Consider the following 21,466-nt stretch of genomic DNA (forward strand, 5'->3'; position numbering starts at 1 on the left):
AAACTATAATTATTAAAGCAAGAAAAAAGCGATGAGTAACTTTTCTATTATATCAGATTATAAACCAGCGGGTGATCAGCCAAAAGCAATTGATGAAATTATCAAAGGCTTAAACAACAAAAAGCGTTCGCAGATGTTACTTGGTATTACAGGCTCAGGTAAAACCTTTACTATGGCAAATATCATAGAAAGAACCAACCGACCGACGCTTATTATGGCACATAATAAAACACTAGCTGCACAAATTTATTCCGAAATGAAATCGATTTTTCCCAAAAATGCAGTTGAATATTTTGTCTCATATTATGATTATTACCAACCAGAAGCTTATATCCCGAAAACCGATGTTTTTATAGAAAAAGACTCCTCAATTAACGAGCAGATTGACTTAATGAGGCACTCAGCTACAAGATCGTTATTAGAGCGACGTGATGTTATAGTCGTGTCCTCTGTTTCTTGCATTTATGGTCTTGGTTCGCCGGATTTATACTATCAAATGACAGTCAATTTAGAGCCTGGTAAAAGCTACCCTCGTGATAAGCTACTTAATGATTTAGTGAATTTACAATATGAGCGTAATGATATTGGTTTTGAACGTGGTTGCTTTCGGGTTAAGGGGGATAATGTTGATGTTTTTCCATCACACTATAGCGATAAGGCTTGGCGTTTGTCATTTTTCGGTAACGAACTTGAGTATATTCACGAATTCGATCCGCTAACCGGTGAAAAGCTTGCTAAACTTGATAAAGCTATAATATATGGTAATTCTCATTTCGTAATGCCAAAAGAAACAGTAAATAAAGCAATATCGGAAATTGAAGAGGAATTGCAAAAACGTATTGCATTCTTAAAATCGCAAGACAAATTACTGGAAACACAAAGGATCAATCAACGCACTCAATACGATCTTGAAATGCTAACCGAAACAGGCAGCTGTAAAGGTGTAGAAAATTACTCCCGCTTTTTCACAGGTCGTAAAGCTGGAGAGCCACCACCCACTTTATTTGAATATCTCCCAAAAGATGCGTTATTATTTGTTGATGAAAGCCACGTATCCGTACCGCAAATTAGAGCTATGTATAACGGTGATAGAGCAAGGAAAGAAGTGCTGGTAGAGCATGGATTTCGTCTACCGTCAGCTCTTGATAACAGACCACTAAAATTTGAAGAATGGGAGAATTTTAGACCGCAAACTGTTTTCGTATCAGCAACTCCATCACCTTTTGAGTTAAATGAAACTGGCGGCGAAGTTGTAGAGTTAATAATTAGACCTACTGGGCTGCTTGATCCAGAATGTATTATTAAGCCTGCTACTAATCAGGTTGAGGATTTAGTAGGCGAAATCCAAAGCACGATTGCCAAAGGTTTCCGTGTGTTAGTTACAACTCTTACCAAAAAAATGGCAGAAGATTTAACCAATTATTTACAGGAACTTAAATATAAAACCTCTTATTTGCATTCTAACGTTCATACATTAGAGCGTATCGAAATATTAAGGGATTTAAGGCAAGGAACAATTGATATTTTAGTCGGAATTAACTTGCTACGTGAGGGTTTAGACATTCCCGAATGCGGTTTAGTTGCCATACTTGATGCTGACAAAGAAGGGTTTTTGCATTCGGAAGTATCGCTGATACAAACAATTGGTAGAGCTGCAAGAAATAGCGAGGGAAGAGTTATTCTCTATGCCGATAAAATGACTAAGTCCATTGACAAAGCTATTAGCGAAACGATGCGTAGACGGACAATTCAGCAAGAACATAACGAAAAATATGGCATAATTCCAAAAACCATCAACCGTACTATCCATGCTTTAGCAGAGCTTGAGAAAGTAGATAGTAAGCTTGATAAAAAACAAACGCATAATTTATTTGAAAATCCAGCTAAGCTAAAAGCTCATATTGATAAACTAAGAAAAGAAATACTTAAAGCTGCAAGCAATCTTGAATTTGAACAAGCAGCAAAACTTCGTGATCAACTAAAAACTTTAGAAGAGGCAGCATTAGAATTGAGCTAAATTTATGACAAGTAAACCTCTTTATCTAATGTCCCTTCGCTATTATCAACAAGCATAGTAATTGTTGCATCACCTGTTATATTAATGGTAGTGCGTAACATATCAAGAATTCTATCTATTCCGGCAATAATTGCTACACCCTCAATCGGTAAATGTACAGATGAAAGCACCATAGGCAGCATGATTAACGAAGCTCCAGGAATACCAGCACCGCCAATTGAGCCAAGGGTTGAGGTTAAGATAATCACTAAATAATCATGCGGAGCAAGCGTTACGCCCATCATTTGAGCAAAAAAGATAGTAGTAAGCGATAAATTTATAGCAAACCCATCCATATTAATTGAAGCACCTATCGGCAATACAAACGAGGTACTAGACTCTGAGATCCCAAGTTTCTCACGACAAACTTGCATAGTAGTTGAAAGAGTTGCTTTGCTACTTGAGGTAGAAAAAGCAAGTATTTGATACTCAAAGCTTTTCTTATAAAAAGGTATAGGAGATACACGACAAAATATATATATAAGCAAACCGAATACTAGATATTGAAATGTCATTGCCACAACAACTGCTATAACAAGCTTTGAAAGGCTTATCATTACTTCTATACCTTGCGTGCCTATAATCCAAGCTGTTAAAGCAAAAGCACCATAAGGTGATAATTGAATAACAAAAGATATCATTTTTAGTACTAATTTTGACATTAAATGTACTAAATCAGTAATAGGTTCTGCTGCTGCTTTCATTTTATTTAAGGTAATACCAACAAAGACGGCAAAAAATACTACTTGCAAAACATCACCATTTGCAAAAGCACCGACAGCATTATCAGGTACTATATTTACAAAGAAATCTATTATATTAAAGGATGTTCTCTCAACCTTGCCAGAGCCAGAAGGAGAAAAATCTATATGCATGCCTACGCCAGGTTTCAATATTGCAGCAACAGCAAGACCAAAAACCGTAGCAAAAAAAGTAGTTCCTAAAAAGGCTACTACCGCTTTCATGCCTACCCTGCCAAGTGCAGAAGTATCATTCATACTAGTAATGCCTGAAACCAAGCTAAAGAAAATTAGTGGTGCAATGATCATTTTTATCAAACGTAAAAATATGTCACCGACTGGCTTAATATAATCAACATATTGCGGTAGGTAAATACCGAATATAATACCGAAGATTAGACCTAAGGTAACTTTTTGCCATAATTTCATTTTTTACTCCACGTATACTTACTTTATTTTTCGATTTAAATTATTCAACCATAGGTTTACTTGCTATTTTGATTAATCCATTCTAAGTATTTTTGAAGACCGCAGTCAATATTTATTTTTATTATTTGTGGTAATTCATAATTATGAACTTCAAGGATTTTATTTTCAATCTTTTTATAATTAGAAGATTTTGCTTTAATTATAATTCTGTATTCTTTTTCAAAGTTTACTTTTTTTTCCCATTTAAAGTAACTTTTCACATCATCAATTTGTATGCAAGCAGCAAGATCTAGCTCTAATAATAGAAAGGCTATTTTTTCAGCAATTTGTAAATCATTAGTCGTAGTTAAGATCAAGGCATAATCCTGCATGCTTAGACCTCAACAAAGCAATTAGGTGTCTCGAATAGTTTTATGCTAGTAACAAAGAATTTTTGACTTTCAAAAAGCTTAGGGAAAATCTCATTTTTTAAATGCAGAGCAATATTTTCTGCCGTCGGATTATTCTTTAAATAATATACTTTCTGACCTGTGTGACTTTCAATTTTCTGCCTGATTTCTTTATCATCCTGATGCAAGATTAGGCTATGGTCAAAATTTTTATCAACCCAGCCTTTAGCTAAATCTTTAATCAAGCCAAAATCCACTACCATACCAAGTTCATCAGTATTTTTTGCTGCTATAGTTATCTCGAGAACATAACGATGACCGTGCAGATATTGACATTTATTTTTATGACCGATAATTCTATGCCCTGCATCGAACTCAATACGACGAGTACATTTTATCATTAATTATAACTCCAAGCAAACTATAAGTTTAGCAGTAGCTTTTCAGGACTTTCTATTAGCTCTTTAATTTTTACTAAGAATGAAACAGCTTCCTTTCCATCAATTATGCGGTGATCGTATGATAGAGCTATATACATCATCGGACGTATTTCAATTTTACCATCTATAGCCACTACTCTTTCCTCAGTTTTATGTAGTCCTAAAATACCAGATTGAGGCGGATTAATAATAGGAGTAGATAAAAGCGAACCATATACACCACCATTAGAAATCGAGAATGTGCCACCTGATAAATCAGCCATAGAAAGCTTACCATCTCTTGCTTTTTTAGCGAGTCCCCCTATTGTCTTTTCAATATCAGCAAATCCCATTTTGTCAGCATCTCTAACAACCGGTACGACAAGACCTTGCTCTGTTCCAACTGCTACACCTATATCGTAATAATTTTTATATACTAAATCATCACCATCTATCTCAGCATTTACTGACGGAATAAGCTTTAACGCTTCGATAGTTGCTCTAACAAAGAATGACATAAAGCCAAGCTTTACGCCGTGCTTTTTCTCAAACTCATCTTTATACTTACCACGCAGAGCTATCACTTTTGACATATCAATTTCATTAAAGGTAGTCAAAATAGCAGCTGTATTTTGCGAGTCTTTTAAACGCTGTGCAATGGTTTTACGCAAACGTGACATACGCACACGCTCTACTCTTTCTTCACTAGTTTTAGCTGAAGAAGTGGTAGGAGTAGTGGCAGGAATAGGAGCGTTCATAGTCTCTAATACATCGCCTTTGGTAATTCTACCATCTTTGCCTGTTCCTTTTATATTATTTGGATCAAGCTTATTTTCAGTAACTAATTTCTGCACAGATGGAGCAAGGGTATTATTAGCAACTGCTGGCTTTTCTGGTACTTTTTCTGGAACAGGCTGGGAAGCTGTTTGAGGTTTTGCTGCTTCGTTACTATTTGTTGCTACAGCTTCCCCCTCATTTATATCGCCTATTTCTTCACCAACTGCAACATTTGCTCCGTCAGCTTTTATTATTTTACCTATAGTACCATTGCACGGGGAATTAACTTCTAATGTTACTTTCTCAGTTTCAATTTCCAATAATAATTCATCGGTTTTAACAGCGTCGCCCTCTTTCTTATACCATTTGGCAATAGTAGCTTCTGTTACCGATTCACCGAGAGACGGCACTATAATTTTAACACCCATATTTGTTTCCTTATTTTTATCCTAAATTATTATATAGTTTATGACTTTGGTGCGTGGCTTCAATGTCGTCATTGCGAGTGACTGCAAGGAACGTGGCAATCTCAGGACTTTTTTACTAGATTGCTTCGTCAATTACTTCGTAATTTCCTCGCAATGACGGTAAAACTGATACACACTGGTAAAATCGCCACGGAATGACACCAAATTTCAAAGCTATCTCTTAATTTAATGCTTTTTTTAGTATTTCTTCTTGTTGCTTATTATGTGCTTGTAATGAGCCAACTGCTGGAGATGCTGATTCTTCTCTACCTATATATTTGAATTCATTATTAATTCCTGCTTCTTTTAAAGCATTATTTAGGTGAGAGGTTATATATCTCCAAGCTCCCATATTCATTGGCTCTTCCTGACACCAAATAAATTCACTTGCTTTATTATATTTTTTTAACAGCTCTACTACAACCTTTTTTTCAAATGGGTATAATTGTTCAAGCCTAATAATTGCTATATTACTATTACTGCCACGCATTTCGAATAAATCATAATATACCTTACCACTGCATAAAATTACTTTAGTAACATTGCTTGCTTCCAGTTTATTTACTTCATCTAAAACCGGCGAAAAAGTAGTATTACCACCTAATTCATCAAGTTTAGAAACCACATTCTTATGACGCAACAAGGATTTCGGCGACATCACGATCAATGGTTTTCTAACATTATCAATTATTTGACGACGAAGCAGATGGAAAATTGAAGCAGGCGTAGTAGGATATGTAATATACATATTATCCTCTGCTGCTAGCTGCAGGAATCTCTCAAGCCTTGCTGAACTATGTTCCGGTCCTTGACCCTCAAAGCCATGCGGTAGTAAAACTACTAGTCCGCTCATGCGAAGCCATTTTGTTTCACTGCTTGAAATGAATTGATCGAAAATAATCTGAGCTCCGTTAGCAAAATCACCAAATTGAGCTTCCCATAAAACTAGATTTTTTGGGTTTGCGAGTGAATAACCATATTCAAAACCAAGCACAGCATATTCGGATAAATTACTATCTGCTACTTCATATGTTGCTTGCTCTTTGGACAAGTTATTTAAAGGTATATAGGTAGTATCATCAACTTGGCTATGTAACACTGAATGACGATGTGAGAAAGTACCACGTCCGCAGTCTTGCCCTGTTAATCTTATATTAGTACCGGATGTAAGCAGGCTTGCAAAAGCGAGCTGCTCAGCTGTTGCCCAGTCAATAGGCTGATCTGCTGTTAAAGCAACTTTTCTAGCATCAAATAACTTAACCAATTTTGGATTAACAGCAAAATTTTTCGGCATTTCGCATAGCTTAATCCCTAGATTTTGCAAAGTCTTTTTATCTACCCCAGTTACTGCTGCTTGTGTGCGAGTGCGGGTAATACCTTGCCATAAACCACCTAAGAAATGAGCCTCTGCCTTATAATTTTTAGCCTGCTCATATTCCTTATCCAGTTTTGCTTTAAACTGTTCTTTTAATTTAGCAAAATAATTATTATCGATTACGCCATTTTTCACTAGCTCATTTGCATAAATATTTCCAGGCGTTAGCTTACTCTTGATGATGTTATACATTTTACCTTGTGTATACATCGGCTCATCACCCTCATTATGCCCATATTTTCGGTAGCAAATGATTTCCACAATAACATCTTTACCGAATTTCTGCCTATATTCCACCGCAATATTTGTAGCTTTTAAGACTGCTTCTATATCATCACCATTAACATGCAAAATCGGTGCTGCTATTATTTTTGCAAATTCTGTAGAATATCTGCTGGCTCTGGTATCGGCAGCATTCGCTGTAAAACCTAGTTGGTTGTTAATTACGAAATGTAGAACTCCACCAATATTATAAGCAGCTAGGGGTGACATAGATAAGCTTTCTACCACAACTCCTTGACCGCAAAAAGCAGCATCACCATGGACTAAAATAGCTTTGACTTTACTGCGTTTAGGATCTTTAAGTATGTCCTGTTTTGCTCTTACTTTACCTGCAACTATTGGGTTTACAGCTTCTAAATGTGACGGGTTATCAGCTAGCGACAAATGTATCTTCTTATCACCTATGACCCTGTCCGATGAATAGCCTAAATGATATTTTACGTCACCTGAAACATTTAGCTCGTCAGGGAATACGCTACCACTTATAAAGCCTGCGATAACCGCTCTATAAGGTTTACCGACTACTTTAGTTAGCGTGTTTAATCTTCCACGATGAGCCATTCCTATGACGATCTCTTCCACACCTTGATGCAGAGATAAATCAATAGCTTTATTCATGGCAACTATGGAAGCATCACCGCCCTCTACCGAGAAACGCTTAGCCCCTGGGAATTTTGTATGTAGATATTGCTCAAATCCTTCTACTTCCACTAAGTCATTTAGGATATTTTTCTTTTCTTCCGAGGAAAATGAAATAACACCTGATTCTAATTTAGAATATAACCAATTTTTTTCCTCTTCATTTTCTACCTGCTCAAATTCAGTTCCAATAGAACCTGCATAAGTTTTATCAAGAAAATTAACCAACTCACCTAAGCTATACGTTTTATCTAAAAATTTATGCTCTATTACTTTACCAAGCTGATCATTTGTAAAACCAAAATTCTCTATACCAAGCTTTAAATCCTCTTTAGTTTTAGTAACTTCAAGCCCTAGAGGGTCTAGCTTTGCAAGATAATGGGCATATTTACGACAATTTTTTATCATCGCACCGACATTAAAATTATTTGGGGTGGATGTAGGATTTTCTGAAGTTTTGGACTCTTCTGCGGCAACGGCTTTTAAAATTATTTTAGCAGTACTTTTATTAAGAAGCTGATTGCTATCCTTAACGCCTACAAAAAACTCTTGCCAAGTTTGATCAACTGAAGCAGGATTTTCTAAATATTGTTTATATAGTTCTTCAATAAAAACAGCGTTCCCACCGAATAAAAAACCTGTCTTTTTTAAATTTTCTTCCATATTATTTTTATGATAATTTAATTTTTTAACGTCATTGCGAGTAGATGTTCTATGTCATTTCCACATAGGCATCGTTGCGTGAATACTAAGTCGTCATTGCGAGCGAATGAAATGAGCGTGGCAATCCAGAAAAAATAATAAAAAATGCTATAAGTTAGCATTTTTTTTACTAGATTGCTTCGTCAATTACCTCGTAATTTCCTCGCAATGACGGAAAAACTAATCCACGCAACAATGCCGCCACGGCATGACACCTCATTTATTACAAATACTTCTCTTCCAAGTACTTAATAAACACTTCAGGATTTATATTCTCCTCACCGCTAGCACTTTTTAGCAAATCAGGCGAATTTTTTAGTGAACCGAAACTTCTGAAATTTTTATTCAAATAATTATTTAAGTTACTAAAGTCACCTTTTAAAATATCATCTTTTACGTTTTTGTTTATCTCTTTTACTTTCTTCATTACCATTGATGCAATAATTGCCCCGTTTGTGTAAGCTGGAAAGTAACCGAACCATCCGCTAGACCAATGAATATCTTGCAAACATCCTTCGCTAAAACTTCTAGGTTTTATTCCTAAATATTCCTGCATCTTACTATCCCAAAAATTTGGCAATTCATCAAGATTTAATTCACCGCTAATAAGCAATTCTTCTATTTCAAAACGCAATATTACATGCATTGGGTAAGTTACCTCATCAGCGTTAACTCTGATAAAATCCGGCTCAACTTTCGTAATTGCCCTATATAAATTATCTGCCGAATATTCTTCCGACTTAAGGTTAAATTCATCACGAAGTAATTTTGCTAAAAACTCCGTAAACTCTCTTGACCTACCTACTTGCATCTCCATAAATAAAGACTGACTTTCGTGAAAAGCCATGCCTTTAGCACGTCCGACCGGCTGCCCCCCCTTGTACATTTCTGGTAAGTTCTGCTCATATAAAGCATGTCCAGTTTCGTGAATAATCCCCATTAAGCCGCTTATGAAATTATCTTTATCATATCTGGTAGTTAAGCGTATATCATTTGGTGTTCCACCGCAAAAAGGATGAGTAGATTCATCAAGCCGCCCTCTGCTCCCATCAAACTGCATAATTTCCATTATACGCTTGCCGATATTTTTTTGTATTTCAGGGCTTAATTCAGTACTTTTTACCAGTTCTTTTTGACTTTTCTGCTTTTCTAAAACCTTACCAATAAGCTCAGAAAGATTTTCTTTAACATATGAAAAAACTTTTTTAATCTCGCTGCTTGTTCTACTTGGATCATACATATCAATTAATGCATCGTAAGGACTGCAATTAAATACACCTGCACGTACTTTAGCAACTTCTCTTGTATAATCTAAAACTTTCTGCAAATGAGGCTTAAATAAATTATAATCATTAGTCTTTCTCACTTTTCGCCAAACAAGTTCAGATTTAGTAGTTGCAGCTACTAATCTCTTTTGTAGCTCCTCATCGATACAATTTGCATCTAATATCTTCCGCTCAATTTCTCTTATATTAGCATTCTGCCATTCATCAAGATTTTTTGCCTCTTCCTTTGCTCTGCTAACTAACTCTTTAAGCAACGGGGATTTAACCAGAGAATGAACTAGCGAAGTTAAAGATACCATCTCGTTTGTCCTACTTTCCCCTGATCCTATAGGCATATTTACCGCTATATCCCAATATAATATGCTTAAGATATTTTCAAAATTTGAGATGGTTGAAAGTTCATTTTCTAGTTTTTTGTAATTGTTCATATATTCCTTGTTTTTTGTCATTGCGAGCGAATGAAGCAATAAAAAAACTCCTGAGATTGCTTCGTCAAATTACTTTGTAATTCTCCTCGCAATGACGTTTGTCATGAACGCAGTAGTTCCTTAGCCGCCTTTAAGCTTGCCTCAGTAATTGTTTTGCCTGAAATCATGCGGGCAAGTTCCTGCTGTCTTTCGGCTAAATTTAAAGCTTTTACTGTTACCTTTGTTTCTTTTTCTAATTGCATTTTCTCAATTTTTATATGCAAATCTGCTTTTCCCGCTACTTGAGGCTGGTGCGTTATAACTATCACTTGCGTAGCTGAGCTAAGCTTTTTGAGCCTTTCACCAACTTTATCTGCAACCTCACCGCCAATTCCCACATCTATTTCATCGAATATAATAGCAGGTTTAACCATTTTATTAAATAAGGAAGTTTTTAAAGCAAGCATAAATCTTGATAATTCACCGCCCGAAGCGATTTTATTAATTGCCTCTGGAGACATCCCCGGGTTGGTGGAAGCTTTAAAAACTATATCATCTATGCCATATGCTGCCGCTTCTTTTCTTTCTGCTATATTAACATGAAAAGTAGCTTTTTCCATTTTTAATTGCTTTAATTCATAGTGCAGCACCTCTTCTAAACGCTTTGCTGCCGCAAGACGTTTGCCCGATAAATCCTTACCAAGCTTATAATATTCTGTACTTAATTTTGCTTCTTGCACTTGCAATTCTGCTTGATTTGCTATTTTCCCTTTCAAGCTATTTAGCTGATTTAAAGATTCCTCTAAAAATGTCTTAAGTGTGTCAGCAGAAACATTATATTTCCGACTAATCGCTTTTATTGCAAATAATCTTTCTTCTATTTCTTCAAGGTTATAATCTAACTTGTTAAAATTTTCTAGAAGATTCGATAAATTTTGTCTCGCCTCTTCCAAATTATTATAAGCTTCTTCAAGATTTGTCGAAATATTTACGAATTCTTCATTTTGACTTTGCTTTGCTAATAGTTTCTCCGCTTTACTAATTGAGCTATTTATTTCAGGATTATTAACCTGCTCTAGAATATCTTTGATTAGCTGCAAATCCTTATCTTTATTTTGCAAATCTTTTCGTATATTTGTTAGCTGCTCTTCTTCACCTATTTGAACATTAAGCTTAGTCAGCTCTTCGGTTACGAAGTTTAAATAATCAATTTCTTGTTCTATAGAATTTTGTTTAAGTGCTATTTCGGCTATTTCATTACGGATATTCTGCCACGCTTGATAACACTTGGCAAGCTGCATACGAAGTTCTAAAAGATCTCCAAAATTATCTAAAATATCACGCTGCGTATTGATTTCTAAAAGGGAAATATTATTGTTTTGTCCGTGAAGTTCAAATAAATAAGTAGCTAATTGTTGCATAATAGCTTTATTAACTACTTGATTATTGATAAAGAAATTTTTGCGTCCCTCTGCTTTTTGGACGCATTTTATAAACAGTGATTCTTCTAATTCAATAAAATTTTGAGTTAGGAAATTTTTTATTTCATCATTTAATGAAAAGACTATATTAACGGCTGCATAATCTTTTCCATGCTTTATTATACCGGCACTTGAAGTTTTATAGCCTAAACAAAATAAAATAGCATCAAGTAAAATAGACTTACCGGCACCGGTTTCGCCGGTAATAACGCATAAACCATTAATAAATTCGATTTCTAACTCGTCTATCAGGATAAAGTTTCTAACTGAAAGACTATGAAACATAGTCTACTCGATGAATTTCAAAAATTGGCTTCGTCGTCCTACAAGTACTCCGGTACTCACGTATTAATATACGCTCCGTTCCTCGTCTTGTGGATTCCTTGCTCTTTTTGAAATTGATCTTCGTATACATACTATTTATTTACCAATATTGTATCCTTTAATTAATTTATAAGCATAGCTATACCATTTACTATCTGGATAGTTATGACCAAGAACCGAAGCATATTTCATTGCCTCATCCGGTAATCCAAGCATCATATAGCTTTCTGTCAAACGATATAAAGCTTCTACGCAATGAGAGGTAGTTTGATAATTTTCGACTACTTCTTCAAATCGATTAATTGCTGCCATTGGATTCTTTTTCTTTAAATAGAATCTACCAATTGTTAACTCTTTACCAGCTAAATGATCATTTACTAAATCAATTTTTAAAGAGGAATCAATAGCATATTTAGTATTTGGGAATTTTGTAATTAGATCTTCAAAACTATCTTTAGCCAAGAAAGTTCTAGATTGATCATGATTCACATCAGAAATTAGCATATAATATGAAAGAGCTTTAAGGTAATATGCATAAGCAATATCAACATTTGCAGGATGTAGATTAATGAAAATATCGAGTACATCAACTGCCTCTTCATATTGAGCAGCAAGGAATAATGAGTAAGCCTGCATCAACTCTGCTTGCGGCGTAAATTCATTACCCGGATGCTGATAAAATATTTTTCCAAATTCTTCAGCAGCATTTTTATACTTCTTTTTCTCAAGCAGAGTAACACCCTCATTATAAAGAGTAGAAATAGGAGTAACTAAATCATCGTTACTTTTTTTGCTTTTACATCCGTTTAGAATTAGCCCTAGGCATAAAAGGGCACTTAATATTTTTGCTAATTTCATAAGAACTTAAATTCAGTTAATACCTAAATATACATATAGGTTTAAAGGATTTCAAGAATTCAATTTCTAAAATTTTGTAAACTTATATATTTTTGCTAGGTTTTGTGTGTTTTTGATAAGGGTTTTTATTATTTTAATAGAAACTAGAATTTATAATGTTTGAGCTTTTAAATCTTAAAAAAAGAAAAAGTACCCATAAGAGCAAATCTTATGAGTACTTTATCTTTAGAACTTAAATGTTAACAATTACGAAGTAACGCTGGTGGTACCACAATTAGCATTACCAGTACTACCTGATACCATAGATACTATGTCTGGAGCTTTAAATAATATTATAATTGCCGCAACTATAACTAAAGCTACTTCCCATTGTAGTTTTCCTCTAAGTGTTTGAATACCTAACACGATTATACCAACAACAGCTATACCTCTTGCTGTATTACCTCTAAATATTAAAATTACATTACATAATGCCGCACCTACTGGATCACCAACGCTACCTGTAGCTAAACTATCCATGGACATTGTTATAATAGCTAAACCAAGTACCATAAATAATAGACGTAGCGACATGTTGTAATCAATTAATTCTTCATTTAATTTACGCAAATTCATATTTTTTACCTCAATTATGATTAGTTATTTAAAGATTAATGTATATTCTATTTACATATAAATCAACCTATAAATATATGTAATTTAGATTAATATACCAAAATATTGCAAAAATACTTGTTTTAAGTAACATTATAATCACATATTATGGTCTATAGTCTATGACTAACTACCAAATATATATACAAAAGTAAATAAAAATAACCATACTACATCAACAAAATGCCAATACCATGCTGCAAATTCAAATCCTAAATGCCCATTATTTTTAATAGCAAAGTCACCTCTTCTCGCCCTGAAATAGCATACTATTAAAAATATAGTACCTATAATTACATGTGCACCATGAAAGCCAGTTGCTAAATAAAAATTAGACGGATATATACCATCAGTAAATTTAAAAGCAGCATGGTAATATTCATATGCTTGCATACAAGTGAAGAATATTCCAAGAATTATAGTAAGACCAAGAGCCGTTACACAATCTTTTTGATTACGTTCTTCTAAGGCATAATGAGCCCAAGTAACAGTAGTACCAGATAAAAGTAATATTAAAGTATTAATAAAAGGAATATCAAATGGATCAAAAACTTTAATGTTAGGTGGCGGCCATACGCCTTGTTTTATTACCCATACACCATCTAAAAGACCAACAGGTGATAAACTTGATTTAAAGAAAGATGCAAAAAATACTCCAAAAAACATTATTTCAGTTAAAATAAATAAAGCCATCCCAATTCTTAGACCATGTCTAACAGGCTCGGTATGACTATGATCTATTATTCCCTCTTTTATTACATCTCTCCACCAAGAATATAAGCAATAAGCTACTGAAATAACTCCAAAAGCTAGTATGTAATGGTTAAATTTATAGCTATGCATAAATGAAACGCCACCCGCAACTAAAATAAGTAAAGCAAATGAAGTTAAAATAGGCCAAGGGCTTGGATCAACTATATGAAATAAATGAGATTTAGTATTAGGATGAGAGTTATTCATTTTTATTTTTTTATTTCTGATTACACATGTAAATATAAATTATTATTTATTTAAAAGCAAATTTTACTACAAAATATCACCCAAAAAATATAAAAAATAGTACTTATTAACTGAAAATTACATTTTTTATCAATATAACAACTAAAACCTCTTGACTATTTATATTATTCAACTAATATATGAAACGCTAATGATGTTTAAGCTCCATTGTTGCAAGACCAATCTGTCAAAAACTTATAAGTCAAGTTTATGCCAGGGGTCTGTTATTATAAGTGAGTAAAATCATGAAGTATAATGGAGGTTGTTATATTGTAACAACGGAGCTTAACCCCTGGCACCCTATTTTTTCTTAATTCCTAATACATGAAAAGTAAAAAACACGATTTAAGCAATTTAGAGTCATATACTGATGAAGATGCTAACGTAATTTTAGGCTTAACTCTACAAGAAATTGAAATAATTAAATTTTTTGGTAGCGATAACTATTGCTGCGATATGAAAGAAGCTCTCTCTAAGATTGGGTATTGCTATAAAAAACTTGGGAATATTGAAGAAAGTAAGAAATATTTTGAACAAGCAGAGTTGTATAAACAGCCTACCCAAGACATAGAAAATATATATTCAGAACTTCTTGGATATGATAGCATTGAGGATTAAATCTTTTTGCTTAGTTTAATAGCAATTCTACAAATCGCTTTTACTACACTACTTGTTGCTTTCGCAAATATTGCTTGCTCGCTATCATTTATTATAGCCGTGTCTTTATGTTCAATCTCATCTAACCGAAATTTTACAATATTATCTAATAATTCTGGTTCAATGTTTTTATTTTCCAAATAATTTATTTGCTGTGCATAATGCTTCTCTATTACTTCTTCTACACTCTCCGTAACTAACATTGCTGTTTTTGTACCAATTTTAGAAGATACAGCCCCAAGTAAAAATCCATAATGATGCCAAAAAGATAATAAGGCAGTAGGTCTTACTTTCTTCTCTAATAATTTTTTCTCAAAATAATTTAGATGCACTTCTTCTTGCTCTAGCATCTCTTTAATTAATACATAGTCATTTTGAGATTTAGTATACTTTAACTGTCCTTGATAAATCCTTTTTGCTCCATACTCACCAGCATGGTTAACTCTAATTATCTCTTGAATTTGTTTATCAGGATCAGAAAAATCAGGTCTTGGCATAATGATATATTCCTTTAATGTCATTCGTAGCTAAAAGCAGGGATGACATCAACGATTTTTTGTAAAAGATCAAACCCAGCAGGATTTAATTTATAATCCACTTCCGCTTGTTGCAATATTCTTAAAGTCTTCAAGCACTCAGCTAGACTAAGGCTATTTGCTATTTTGGTAAAATCATTAATATACTGATAAAAAATAGGCGGTGATAGCGATTTTATTGCAGAATCAACACGCTCCCCATTTTTTACTTTCGACAACACTATATATAAATTTAGATAATGCCTTATTAAGGCTCTAATCATCAGCACTTCATTTATATTTTGCTTTTTTAATATATCTAGTTCTTTTAAAAAACTGACGTAATTTTTTTGTGAAAAGTACATTGCTAAATCGCTACCATTAGCTATGATCTCACTACTTAGCACCTCTTTAATGTCATTTAAGGTAACTTCTTGTTTATCATGCACAAAATATATCAACTTATTTATCTCGTTGGAAACTAACTCATGATCCCCTTTTAAATGATTTTTTAAATAAATGAGTGCTTCCCTATCTATAATTTTATTACATTTAGCTAATTTTTCTAAAACTATCTTCTCAATTTTTGCTTCATCATCATGATAACAAGCAAGCGAAGCTAGTGATTCTTCAGTTTCAAAAAATTTTCTAAAGCTGCTGCTTGAGGTAATATCTTCACCAATAAATACAGGAAAATTAATATAATTATCATTTAGAATTACTTTTAAATTCTTATCAATTGAATTTCCCACACCTTTAATTCTAATTAATTCTTTCTGATTGAAGAAATTAGGCGAATTAAGTAATATCTCTAAAGAAGAAATATTAAGGTCACTATATTCTATAGAAGTTTGCAGCATGTTAAACTTTTTCACTAAGTGACGGTAAATTTTATCTATATAACCTTTATCAGGACCATATAATAATAGAGCCTTAACCTTACCACTGGCTATTAATTCAAATAAACGATTAATTTGCAAAAAATAGAATTTCATAAATTATTATTTCGAGTAAAGTATAAAATTAGTCTGCTGCGAATTTCTTCAGCTGCCGCATAGGCAAGGTCTATTCCTGTTTCATCTCTCTCAACACTTGAAGCATAAGGGGTAAAAATAGAATTATATGATGTTGATTGATAAAATTTTTCTTTGATTAATATTTTTTGGCTTTCTATATCAACTAATTGATATTTGACTAACTGATTAATATACTCCCTTAAAACATTCGAGTTTTTTTCTATGGTAGCAGGCGTAGTAGCTCCTGCTAATTCTGCCTTAAGAATATATTTTGCTTTTGTTTTTTGTGGCAAGATACTTGTTAATCGGTGATAAAATTCAGACCCTTCTATTGTTTTAATAGGCTCTACCTCAATAGATTCTAAATTTTTAACTACCTCACTATTACTATATTCTGTATTATAAACAGGTTTTAAATTACAACCATTTACAAATACGAGTAGGAAAACAATAAATAAATAACGCATAATTTTTTAGACTTTTTTTGATTATAAGATGCTGGTTGGATTATAAGTGTCATTACGAGCGAATGAAATGAGCGTGGCAATCTCATGAGGTAGTATAATATTCCTGAGATTGCCTCTGCCCTCGGCATTGCCTCTCCTCACAATGACGATTCCCAATTCACGGGCAACTCTGCTCCAGGATAACAAATAATCCCCTAACATCTTTTTATATTAATATCAGTTTATTTTGCTTTTGTGAAAGGAAATTATGATAATTACTTTTTATTAATATTTAATATAAGATTTATTAATTTATGTTGACATACTTAAACAAGATTTGTATATTGCCGACTCGAAATAAATTTAGAGAAACATATGCACTTAAGATCATAATAATATGGTAAAAACCTTTAACACAACAGGAAAATGGCTTTTTAAGGCTATTAAAAATCTTACTAAACCAAATGATGAAATAAAGCTAGTAAATTATAAATTTCAATACGAAAAATTATTTGAAACAAAAAATTCAACAAATAAATTTGAGCTACCGTCATTACCAAAAGAAACAGCAAAGTTAGTAGTAACAGCAAAACAAGAATTATTGAAAGCACAACAATTAATGGGCTTTGACGCTGATGGTAAGCTCATATATTTTGATGAAATTCAAAATTATGCATATGAAGCAAATAGTGAAATAATTAAAATAACTGCTGCTAGCGGAGGTAAAAAAGTAGAAGTAATACAAGATTTTCCTCTACAAACAGCAACTAATATAGATTTTATTTCGGAGAGAGTAAAGTTAGTAAAAGAGGCAATGAAGCAGCCAGAAAATTTAATACGAACTGAATCTCATGACGGATATGAAACAAAATTTTATCAAGTTGAAAATTTAGGCGAAATGCCAGTCACCGAATTATAAATCTACGTATATCATTCCTGTTCTCACAGGAATGATATACGAACAACCACGATTTACCTTAGCCGAACTTCAACATATCAGCTATCCACTCCCATAGGCAGGACATAATAATTATTATCATCCATAAAACCTTTTTTATACATATAATTTTCTAAATCAGGTACTAGTTTTATCATTTCATCAAGTAATACATACTCTTCATTTTTAATTGCTAAACTTAATACCTTATCTAATATTAATTTCTCACTATACTTTAATTTATCCCTACTATTCTTGGTCATAGAGCATATATAATGCTTACAAAGATACAGTTTATCTTTAAAAAATTGTAACGTATTTTCAACTGTTATCCCATCATCACTATTATTTATGTTATATTGCTGTCCCATTAATCCCTCCTAAATCATCTATTTTATTATTCCCTAGTAATTCGTCCTCACAATCTACCATTTTTTCATTAGGCGAATCAGACAAATACGAATTATAACTAATAGCATCTCTCCCATAGTCATTCAGTATTACTTTTATTTTACTAATTTCTTTCTTTGATAGCACTTTACTAAAGCCATATTTTTCTCCAAACATAAGAGGAGTCAAATTTTCCTTATTCTTTTCTGTTATTAGTTTAGGTTTACATTGCAGTAATATTTCTATCATTTCTGCATCTGCTTTTGCTTTATTTTTAAGTGCTATATGCAGTACATTATGACCTTCCGAATTAGTATAATCTATATATTCAGGATCATAATTTAATATTGTTTTTACTAACTTTTTTTTATTTGACATCACTGCTTGATGAAAAACATCTTTATTCTGTTTTAAATTAACAGCTATATAAAATTTTAAATTTTCTTCATTTCCTTTATCATATAAATATTGCAAAAACTTTAAACTATCTGGAGTTTCTTTAGTATCTTTAATAAATAATGATTTTGATTCTCTAATAGGTACTTTACCGCTAGCAACTTTTTTCTCATAACGTTTTATTACTTTTTTAATTTTACTATTTTGTTCATTTTGAGCTTCTATGCCAAAACCATATATTTCACCGAACATATAAGGATTTAGACTTTGATTGTCTATTCTTTCTACTAAATAAGGTTCATTTTCCAATAATATTTTTACCATTTCTGCATCTACTATACCAGCAAGAGCTTTATGCAGAATATTATGTCCCTCTAATTTAGTTTTTACGTCTATTAAATCAGAATTTATTGCCAATATATCTTTTACTAATTCTTTCTTATTTTGTTCTACTGCTTGACAAAAAATACTTTGATTATGTTCATTGATAGACTTAAAATATTTTTTTAATTCATTTTTATTTAAATTTTCACAATCTTTTAAATCTAATTCTTTACAATCTGAAAGAATTGGTGCTGAAGTAGGTGTAGTTATTCTATCTTCTTCAGAATTAGGTGGAGGTGGTAAATCTTCTGATTTGCTTTTTTTTGTAACACTTAAATCTAAACTAGGTACGGATAATTGTTTTTTTTGCTTCTTCATTTTTTTTCCTAAATTATAATAATTAGAGCTTAAAATAATAAATTATAATGGTTTAGGCTTTTTTAAACTTGATCTTGCGGGGGTTGGTCATCTCCTACTAATTCGAGTTCTTGTTTTTGGCAAAATCTTACTAATTTAGGTTCTATTTCCAACATCTTTGCTACTAAATCCTTTTCGCCATTATCATGTGCTTAACGAAAAATATTTTCAATGATTTCTTTATCATAACTAGTAACATAGTGTTTTAGCATGTTAGAACTTTCAGAATTTTCTTTTTTAAGAAGACTTGCTGTTTTAAGAAATTGTAAATCTAATGGCTGAAATTTTTCTTGTAAAATTAAAGATTCTATAATTGCTTCTTCTTTTCTAGGAGTAATTGAATTATAGATATCATTTATATTACTATTGGGGGGTATGTTTAAGTTAGTTATATATTTAGTCATCATTTCTCCTAAATTGATAAAAATTAAATTCTTAGTAATTTAAAGTTTATAAATTTAGAAGAAACAACACAATAACCAGAGTTGAATTTGATATTATTTAATTGATTAACGATTGTTAATTTATCACAACTAAATTAGTTACTGAAGCTTTATATTTTCTGTATTCCATTCATGAGAAACATTATTATATTTAAGTATATACGGCTTAGTGTCTATGGAATCTAAAGTTATGTCTGCACTCATTTCATCATGAGACGAAATAATTTCATTGTAACCAAAATGAGCATAATATGGTTGGTAATTTTTAAACCTTATAGTTATAAATTTATCTTTAGTAATATTCGGCATAAGCTTTATTAAATCATCAAGATTATTTAGCTTTAAATCTTTCATCTCAAAAATTTGTAGTCTGTAAACATTTTTATAGTCTTTAGTAAAAAATGTTGGTATAGAGCTAAAACTACTACCGGACTGAACAGAAGCTATAGCTAGGGATTTAAGTGGAATGCCTGATTTATTACTAAAATAATCATCTACTTCAAAAAATATAGCACCGCCAAAATTTACCATTCTACTGATTTTATTATTATTGACGTTATATAGATTTACTGTTTGCTCAAGCTTTTTCCCATCACGGAATATAACAAGTTTCGTAACGGCGTTTTTAGAATTGTCCATTTCTCTATCAAACATCGCTAAATTACCACCTAGCTCTTTATCATTAATAGCCCAAATAATATCACCGGCTTTCAAGACTTTTTCAGCAGGCGAACCGGCTAAAACCGTCTTAACGCTTATAACTCTATTTCTACTATCGGGAAATTTCTTTATATATTTATCCATTTCTTCTTTAGGGAAATTATTATGTCTAACAGCTTTATTTAATGAATATAGATCGCTTATTATTCCCATATGCTGTCTTATCGGTTCTTTATTATTCTTTAAGCTTTCTAAAGTGCGGATTACATAATCGCCGTGCAACGCTAAAGAGTGGGTCTTACCACCACCATATAATACGCCTATAGCCTCAATTTTATCATTAAGCACTGGTGAGCCACTAGCACCACCAGTAATATTTAAATTAATTATATAAGTACCTTGCGGCATCATACCATCAATATTATATAGATCAGATAAATAACCTGTATGGAAAGAAAAACCTTGTGCTTCGGTGTTACCGACTACAAAAACTTTCTGATTTAATTTCGGAGATTCGCTAGAAAATGGTATTTCCATTGCCGACTCCGGTATATCGTTACTAACCACTTTTAAAACGGCATAATCTTGCCAAATATCATAATATATTAATTTTGCCTCAGCTTGCTCACCATTATAAAAGGTAACAAAATAAGTACCGATTGCACTAAGCCCAATAACGTGAGTGTTAGTAATTATATAACCATTTTTCTTATCATTAATAAATCCGGTTCCTGTCCAGCTATTTGTATCTTCATAAGCTGATACAGCAATTCTAGTATCAATCGTTACAATCGCTTTCTTAGCTTTTTCAAATATAGTACTACTTATTTCCGACGACGCTAAAACTATATTATTTAATAAAAATAGATTAACGATAAATAAAATTTTTGGTAAAATTAATAATTTTTTCATTCCCACCTCTTGTAAAATCATTAGATCAGCACTATATCAAATAAAAAGCAATAAACAAAATAAAAAATT

The 21,466-nt window shown here is 32.5% G+C and carries 20 protein-coding genes; 3 read left to right on the top strand and 17 right to left on the bottom strand.

What is annotated here, in order from left to right; translation table 11 throughout:
* The first annotated feature begins 31 nt into the window (after window positions 1–31).
* On the top strand, window positions 32–2,017 hold the full coding sequence (gene uvrB / locus AAHF54_RS05770) for an excinuclease ABC subunit UvrB (RefSeq protein WP_342169924.1): 1,986 nt from the start codon (window positions 32–34) through the stop codon (window positions 2,015–2,017).
* A gap of 2 nt (window positions 2,018–2,019) precedes the next feature.
* Here uvrB and AAHF54_RS05775 read toward each other — a convergent pair whose 3' ends face one another.
* The 10 genes from AAHF54_RS05775 to AAHF54_RS05820 form a co-directional block, all read right to left on the bottom strand.
* Complete coding sequence (locus tag AAHF54_RS05775) at window positions 2,020–3,225, bottom strand: dicarboxylate/amino acid:cation symporter (protein WP_341788323.1); 1,206 nt, start codon at window positions 3,223–3,225, stop codon at window positions 2,020–2,022.
* 56 nt (window positions 3,226–3,281) lie between these two features.
* Window positions 3,282–3,596, bottom strand: coding sequence for a divalent-cation tolerance protein CutA (cutA, locus tag AAHF54_RS05780; RefSeq protein WP_341788324.1), 315 nt, complete (start codon window positions 3,594–3,596; stop codon window positions 3,282–3,284).
* Window positions 3,597–3,598: 2 nt separating this feature from the next.
* A complete protein-coding gene (locus tag AAHF54_RS05785) occupies window positions 3,599–4,015 on the bottom strand; it encodes a 6-pyruvoyl tetrahydropterin synthase family protein (protein ID WP_342169925.1) in 417 nt (138 codons plus the stop codon).
* A gap of 20 nt (window positions 4,016–4,035) precedes the next feature.
* Window positions 4,036–5,238 carry a 2-oxoglutarate dehydrogenase complex dihydrolipoyllysine-residue succinyltransferase gene (gene odhB, locus AAHF54_RS05790; RefSeq protein ID WP_341788326.1) on the bottom strand — a complete coding sequence of 401 codons (1,203 nt, stop codon included), beginning with the start codon at window positions 5,236–5,238 and terminating at the stop codon, window positions 4,036–4,038.
* A gap of 220 nt (window positions 5,239–5,458) precedes the next feature.
* On the bottom strand, window positions 5,459–8,236 hold the full coding sequence (locus AAHF54_RS05795) for a 2-oxoglutarate dehydrogenase E1 component (RefSeq protein WP_342169926.1): 2,778 nt from the start codon (window positions 8,234–8,236) through the stop codon (window positions 5,459–5,461).
* A gap of 262 nt (window positions 8,237–8,498) precedes the next feature.
* Window positions 8,499–9,989: a carboxypeptidase M32 gene (locus tag AAHF54_RS05800; protein ID WP_341788328.1), complete on the bottom strand. Its 1,491-nt coding sequence runs from the start codon at window positions 9,987–9,989 to the stop codon at window positions 8,499–8,501.
* Window positions 9,990–10,090: 101 nt separating this feature from the next.
* Window positions 10,091–11,734 carry a DNA repair protein RecN gene (gene recN, locus AAHF54_RS05805; RefSeq protein ID WP_341788329.1) on the bottom strand — a complete coding sequence of 548 codons (1,644 nt, stop codon included), beginning with the start codon at window positions 11,732–11,734 and terminating at the stop codon, window positions 10,091–10,093.
* A 135-nt stretch (window positions 11,735–11,869) separates the two neighbouring features.
* Window positions 11,870–12,631, bottom strand: coding sequence for an outer membrane protein assembly factor BamD (locus AAHF54_RS05810; protein ID WP_341788330.1), 762 nt, complete (start codon window positions 12,629–12,631; stop codon window positions 11,870–11,872).
* 246 nt (window positions 12,632–12,877) lie between these two features.
* Window positions 12,878–13,246 (bottom strand): TrbC/VirB2 family protein, encoded by a 369-nt coding sequence (locus AAHF54_RS05815; protein WP_341788331.1) that lies wholly within the window; start codon window positions 13,244–13,246, stop codon window positions 12,878–12,880.
* Window positions 13,247–13,411: 165 nt separating this feature from the next.
* Window positions 13,412–14,245, bottom strand: a complete 834-nt coding sequence (locus AAHF54_RS05820; RefSeq protein WP_342169927.1) for a cytochrome c oxidase subunit 3 — start codon at window positions 14,243–14,245, stop codon at window positions 13,412–13,414.
* Window positions 14,246–14,608: 363 nt separating this feature from the next.
* On the opposite strand from AAHF54_RS05820, the gene AAHF54_RS05825 reads away from it, so the two are divergent.
* Window positions 14,609–14,902 (top strand): tetratricopeptide repeat protein, encoded by a 294-nt coding sequence (locus AAHF54_RS05825; protein ID WP_341788333.1) that lies wholly within the window; start codon window positions 14,609–14,611, stop codon window positions 14,900–14,902.
* Here AAHF54_RS05825 and AAHF54_RS05830 read toward each other — a convergent pair.
* The 3 genes from AAHF54_RS05830 to AAHF54_RS05840 are packed head-to-tail and all read right to left on the bottom strand — an operon-like array spanning window position 14,899 to window position 16,939.
* The gene (locus AAHF54_RS05830) at window positions 14,899–15,438 is read right to left on the bottom strand and encodes a demethoxyubiquinone hydroxylase family protein (RefSeq protein WP_341789241.1); all 540 of its coding nucleotides are present in this window, start codon (window positions 15,436–15,438) and stop codon (window positions 14,899–14,901) included. The genes AAHF54_RS05825 and AAHF54_RS05830 overlap by 4 nt on opposite strands.
* A gap of 20 nt (window positions 15,439–15,458) precedes the next feature.
* The gene (gene holA, locus AAHF54_RS05835; protein ID WP_341788334.1) at window positions 15,459–16,451 is read right to left on the bottom strand and encodes a DNA polymerase III subunit delta; all 993 of its coding nucleotides are present in this window, start codon (window positions 16,449–16,451) and stop codon (window positions 15,459–15,461) included.
* Window positions 16,448–16,939, bottom strand: a complete 492-nt coding sequence (locus AAHF54_RS05840; protein ID WP_341788335.1) for a hypothetical protein — start codon at window positions 16,937–16,939, stop codon at window positions 16,448–16,450. Before AAHF54_RS05840 ends, holA begins: the two co-directional genes overlap by 4 nt.
* A gap of 376 nt (window positions 16,940–17,315) precedes the next feature.
* Here AAHF54_RS05840 and AAHF54_RS05845 point away from each other — a divergent pair, with 376 nt between their 5' ends.
* Window positions 17,316–17,837 carry a hypothetical protein gene (locus AAHF54_RS05845; RefSeq protein WP_341788336.1) on the top strand — a complete coding sequence of 174 codons (522 nt, stop codon included), beginning with the start codon at window positions 17,316–17,318 and terminating at the stop codon, window positions 17,835–17,837.
* A 77-nt stretch (window positions 17,838–17,914) separates the two neighbouring features.
* On the opposite strand, the gene AAHF54_RS05850 is transcribed toward AAHF54_RS05845, so the two are convergent.
* The 4 genes from AAHF54_RS05850 to AAHF54_RS05865 all read right to left on the bottom strand — a co-directional run bounded on the left by AAHF54_RS05850 (window position 17,915) and on the right by AAHF54_RS05865 (window position 21,418).
* Window positions 17,915–18,226, bottom strand: a complete 312-nt coding sequence (locus AAHF54_RS05850; RefSeq protein ID WP_341788337.1) for a hypothetical protein — start codon at window positions 18,224–18,226, stop codon at window positions 17,915–17,917.
* Complete coding sequence (locus AAHF54_RS05855; RefSeq protein WP_341788338.1) at window positions 18,210–19,343, bottom strand: ankyrin repeat domain-containing protein; 1,134 nt, start codon at window positions 19,341–19,343, stop codon at window positions 18,210–18,212. Before AAHF54_RS05855 ends, AAHF54_RS05850 begins: the two co-directional genes overlap by 17 nt.
* A gap of 191 nt (window positions 19,344–19,534) precedes the next feature.
* Complete coding sequence (locus AAHF54_RS05860; RefSeq protein ID WP_341794511.1) at window positions 19,535–19,789, bottom strand: hypothetical protein; 255 nt, start codon at window positions 19,787–19,789, stop codon at window positions 19,535–19,537.
* 135 nt (window positions 19,790–19,924) lie between these two features.
* Entirely contained in the window at window positions 19,925–21,418 is a 1,494-nt protein-coding gene (locus AAHF54_RS05865) for a S1C family serine protease (RefSeq protein ID WP_341794510.1), read from the bottom strand.
* Window positions 21,419–21,466 lie beyond the last annotated feature (48 nt).

Source organism: Rickettsia endosymbiont of Seladonia tumulorum, from assembly GCF_964030815.1.
GTDB lineage: Bacteria > Pseudomonadota > Alphaproteobacteria > Rickettsiales > Rickettsiaceae > Rickettsia.

Bases quoted from the DNA above. Each gene is read 5' to 3' on its own strand.
- AAHF54_RS05860 (WP_341794511.1), bottom strand. From the start codon at position 19,789: ATGATGACTAAATATATAACTAACTTAAACATACCCCCCAATAGTAAT.
- AAHF54_RS05855 (WP_341788338.1), bottom strand. From the start codon at position 19,343: ATGAAGAAGCAAAAAAAACAATTATCCGTACCTAGTTTAGATTTAAGT.
- AAHF54_RS05775 (WP_341788323.1), bottom strand. From the start codon at position 3,225: ATGAAATTATGGCAAAAAGTTACCTTAGGTCTAATCTTCGGTATTATA.
- AAHF54_RS05795 (WP_342169926.1), bottom strand. From the start codon at position 8,236: ATGGAAGAAAATTTAAAAAAGACAGGTTTTTTATTCGGTGGGAACGCT.
- AAHF54_RS05800 (WP_341788328.1), bottom strand. From the start codon at position 9,989: ATGAACAATTACAAAAAACTAGAAAATGAACTTTCAACCATCTCAAAT.
- AAHF54_RS05830 (WP_341789241.1), bottom strand. From the start codon at position 15,438: ATGCCAAGACCTGATTTTTCTGATCCTGATAAACAAATTCAAGAGATA.
- AAHF54_RS05865 (WP_341794510.1), bottom strand. From the start codon at position 21,418: ATGATTTTACAAGAGGTGGGAATGAAAAAATTATTAATTTTACCAAAA.
- AAHF54_RS05820 (WP_342169927.1), bottom strand. From the start codon at position 14,245: ATGAATAACTCTCATCCTAATACTAAATCTCATTTATTTCATATAGTT.
- uvrB (WP_342169924.1), top strand. From the start codon at position 32: ATGAGTAACTTTTCTATTATATCAGATTATAAACCAGCGGGTGATCAG.
- cutA (WP_341788324.1), bottom strand. From the start codon at position 3,596: ATGCAGGATTATGCCTTGATCTTAACTACGACTAATGATTTACAAATT.
- AAHF54_RS05785 (WP_342169925.1), bottom strand. From the start codon at position 4,015: ATGATAAAATGTACTCGTCGTATTGAGTTCGATGCAGGGCATAGAATT.
- AAHF54_RS05810 (WP_341788330.1), bottom strand. From the start codon at position 12,631: ATGAAATTAGCAAAAATATTAAGTGCCCTTTTATGCCTAGGGCTAATT.
- holA (WP_341788334.1), bottom strand. From the start codon at position 16,451: ATGAAATTCTATTTTTTGCAAATTAATCGTTTATTTGAATTAATAGCC.
- AAHF54_RS05825 (WP_341788333.1), top strand. From the start codon at position 14,609: ATGAAAAGTAAAAAACACGATTTAAGCAATTTAGAGTCATATACTGAT.
- recN (WP_341788329.1), bottom strand. From the start codon at position 11,734: ATGTTTCATAGTCTTTCAGTTAGAAACTTTATCCTGATAGACGAGTTA.
- AAHF54_RS05845 (WP_341788336.1), top strand. From the start codon at position 17,316: ATGGTAAAAACCTTTAACACAACAGGAAAATGGCTTTTTAAGGCTATT.
- odhB (WP_341788326.1), bottom strand. From the start codon at position 5,238: ATGGGTGTTAAAATTATAGTGCCGTCTCTCGGTGAATCGGTAACAGAA.
- AAHF54_RS05850 (WP_341788337.1), bottom strand. From the start codon at position 18,226: ATGGGACAGCAATATAACATAAATAATAGTGATGATGGGATAACAGTT.
- AAHF54_RS05840 (WP_341788335.1), bottom strand. From the start codon at position 16,939: ATGCGTTATTTATTTATTGTTTTCCTACTCGTATTTGTAAATGGTTGT.
- AAHF54_RS05815 (WP_341788331.1), bottom strand. From the start codon at position 13,246: ATGAATTTGCGTAAATTAAATGAAGAATTAATTGATTACAACATGTCG.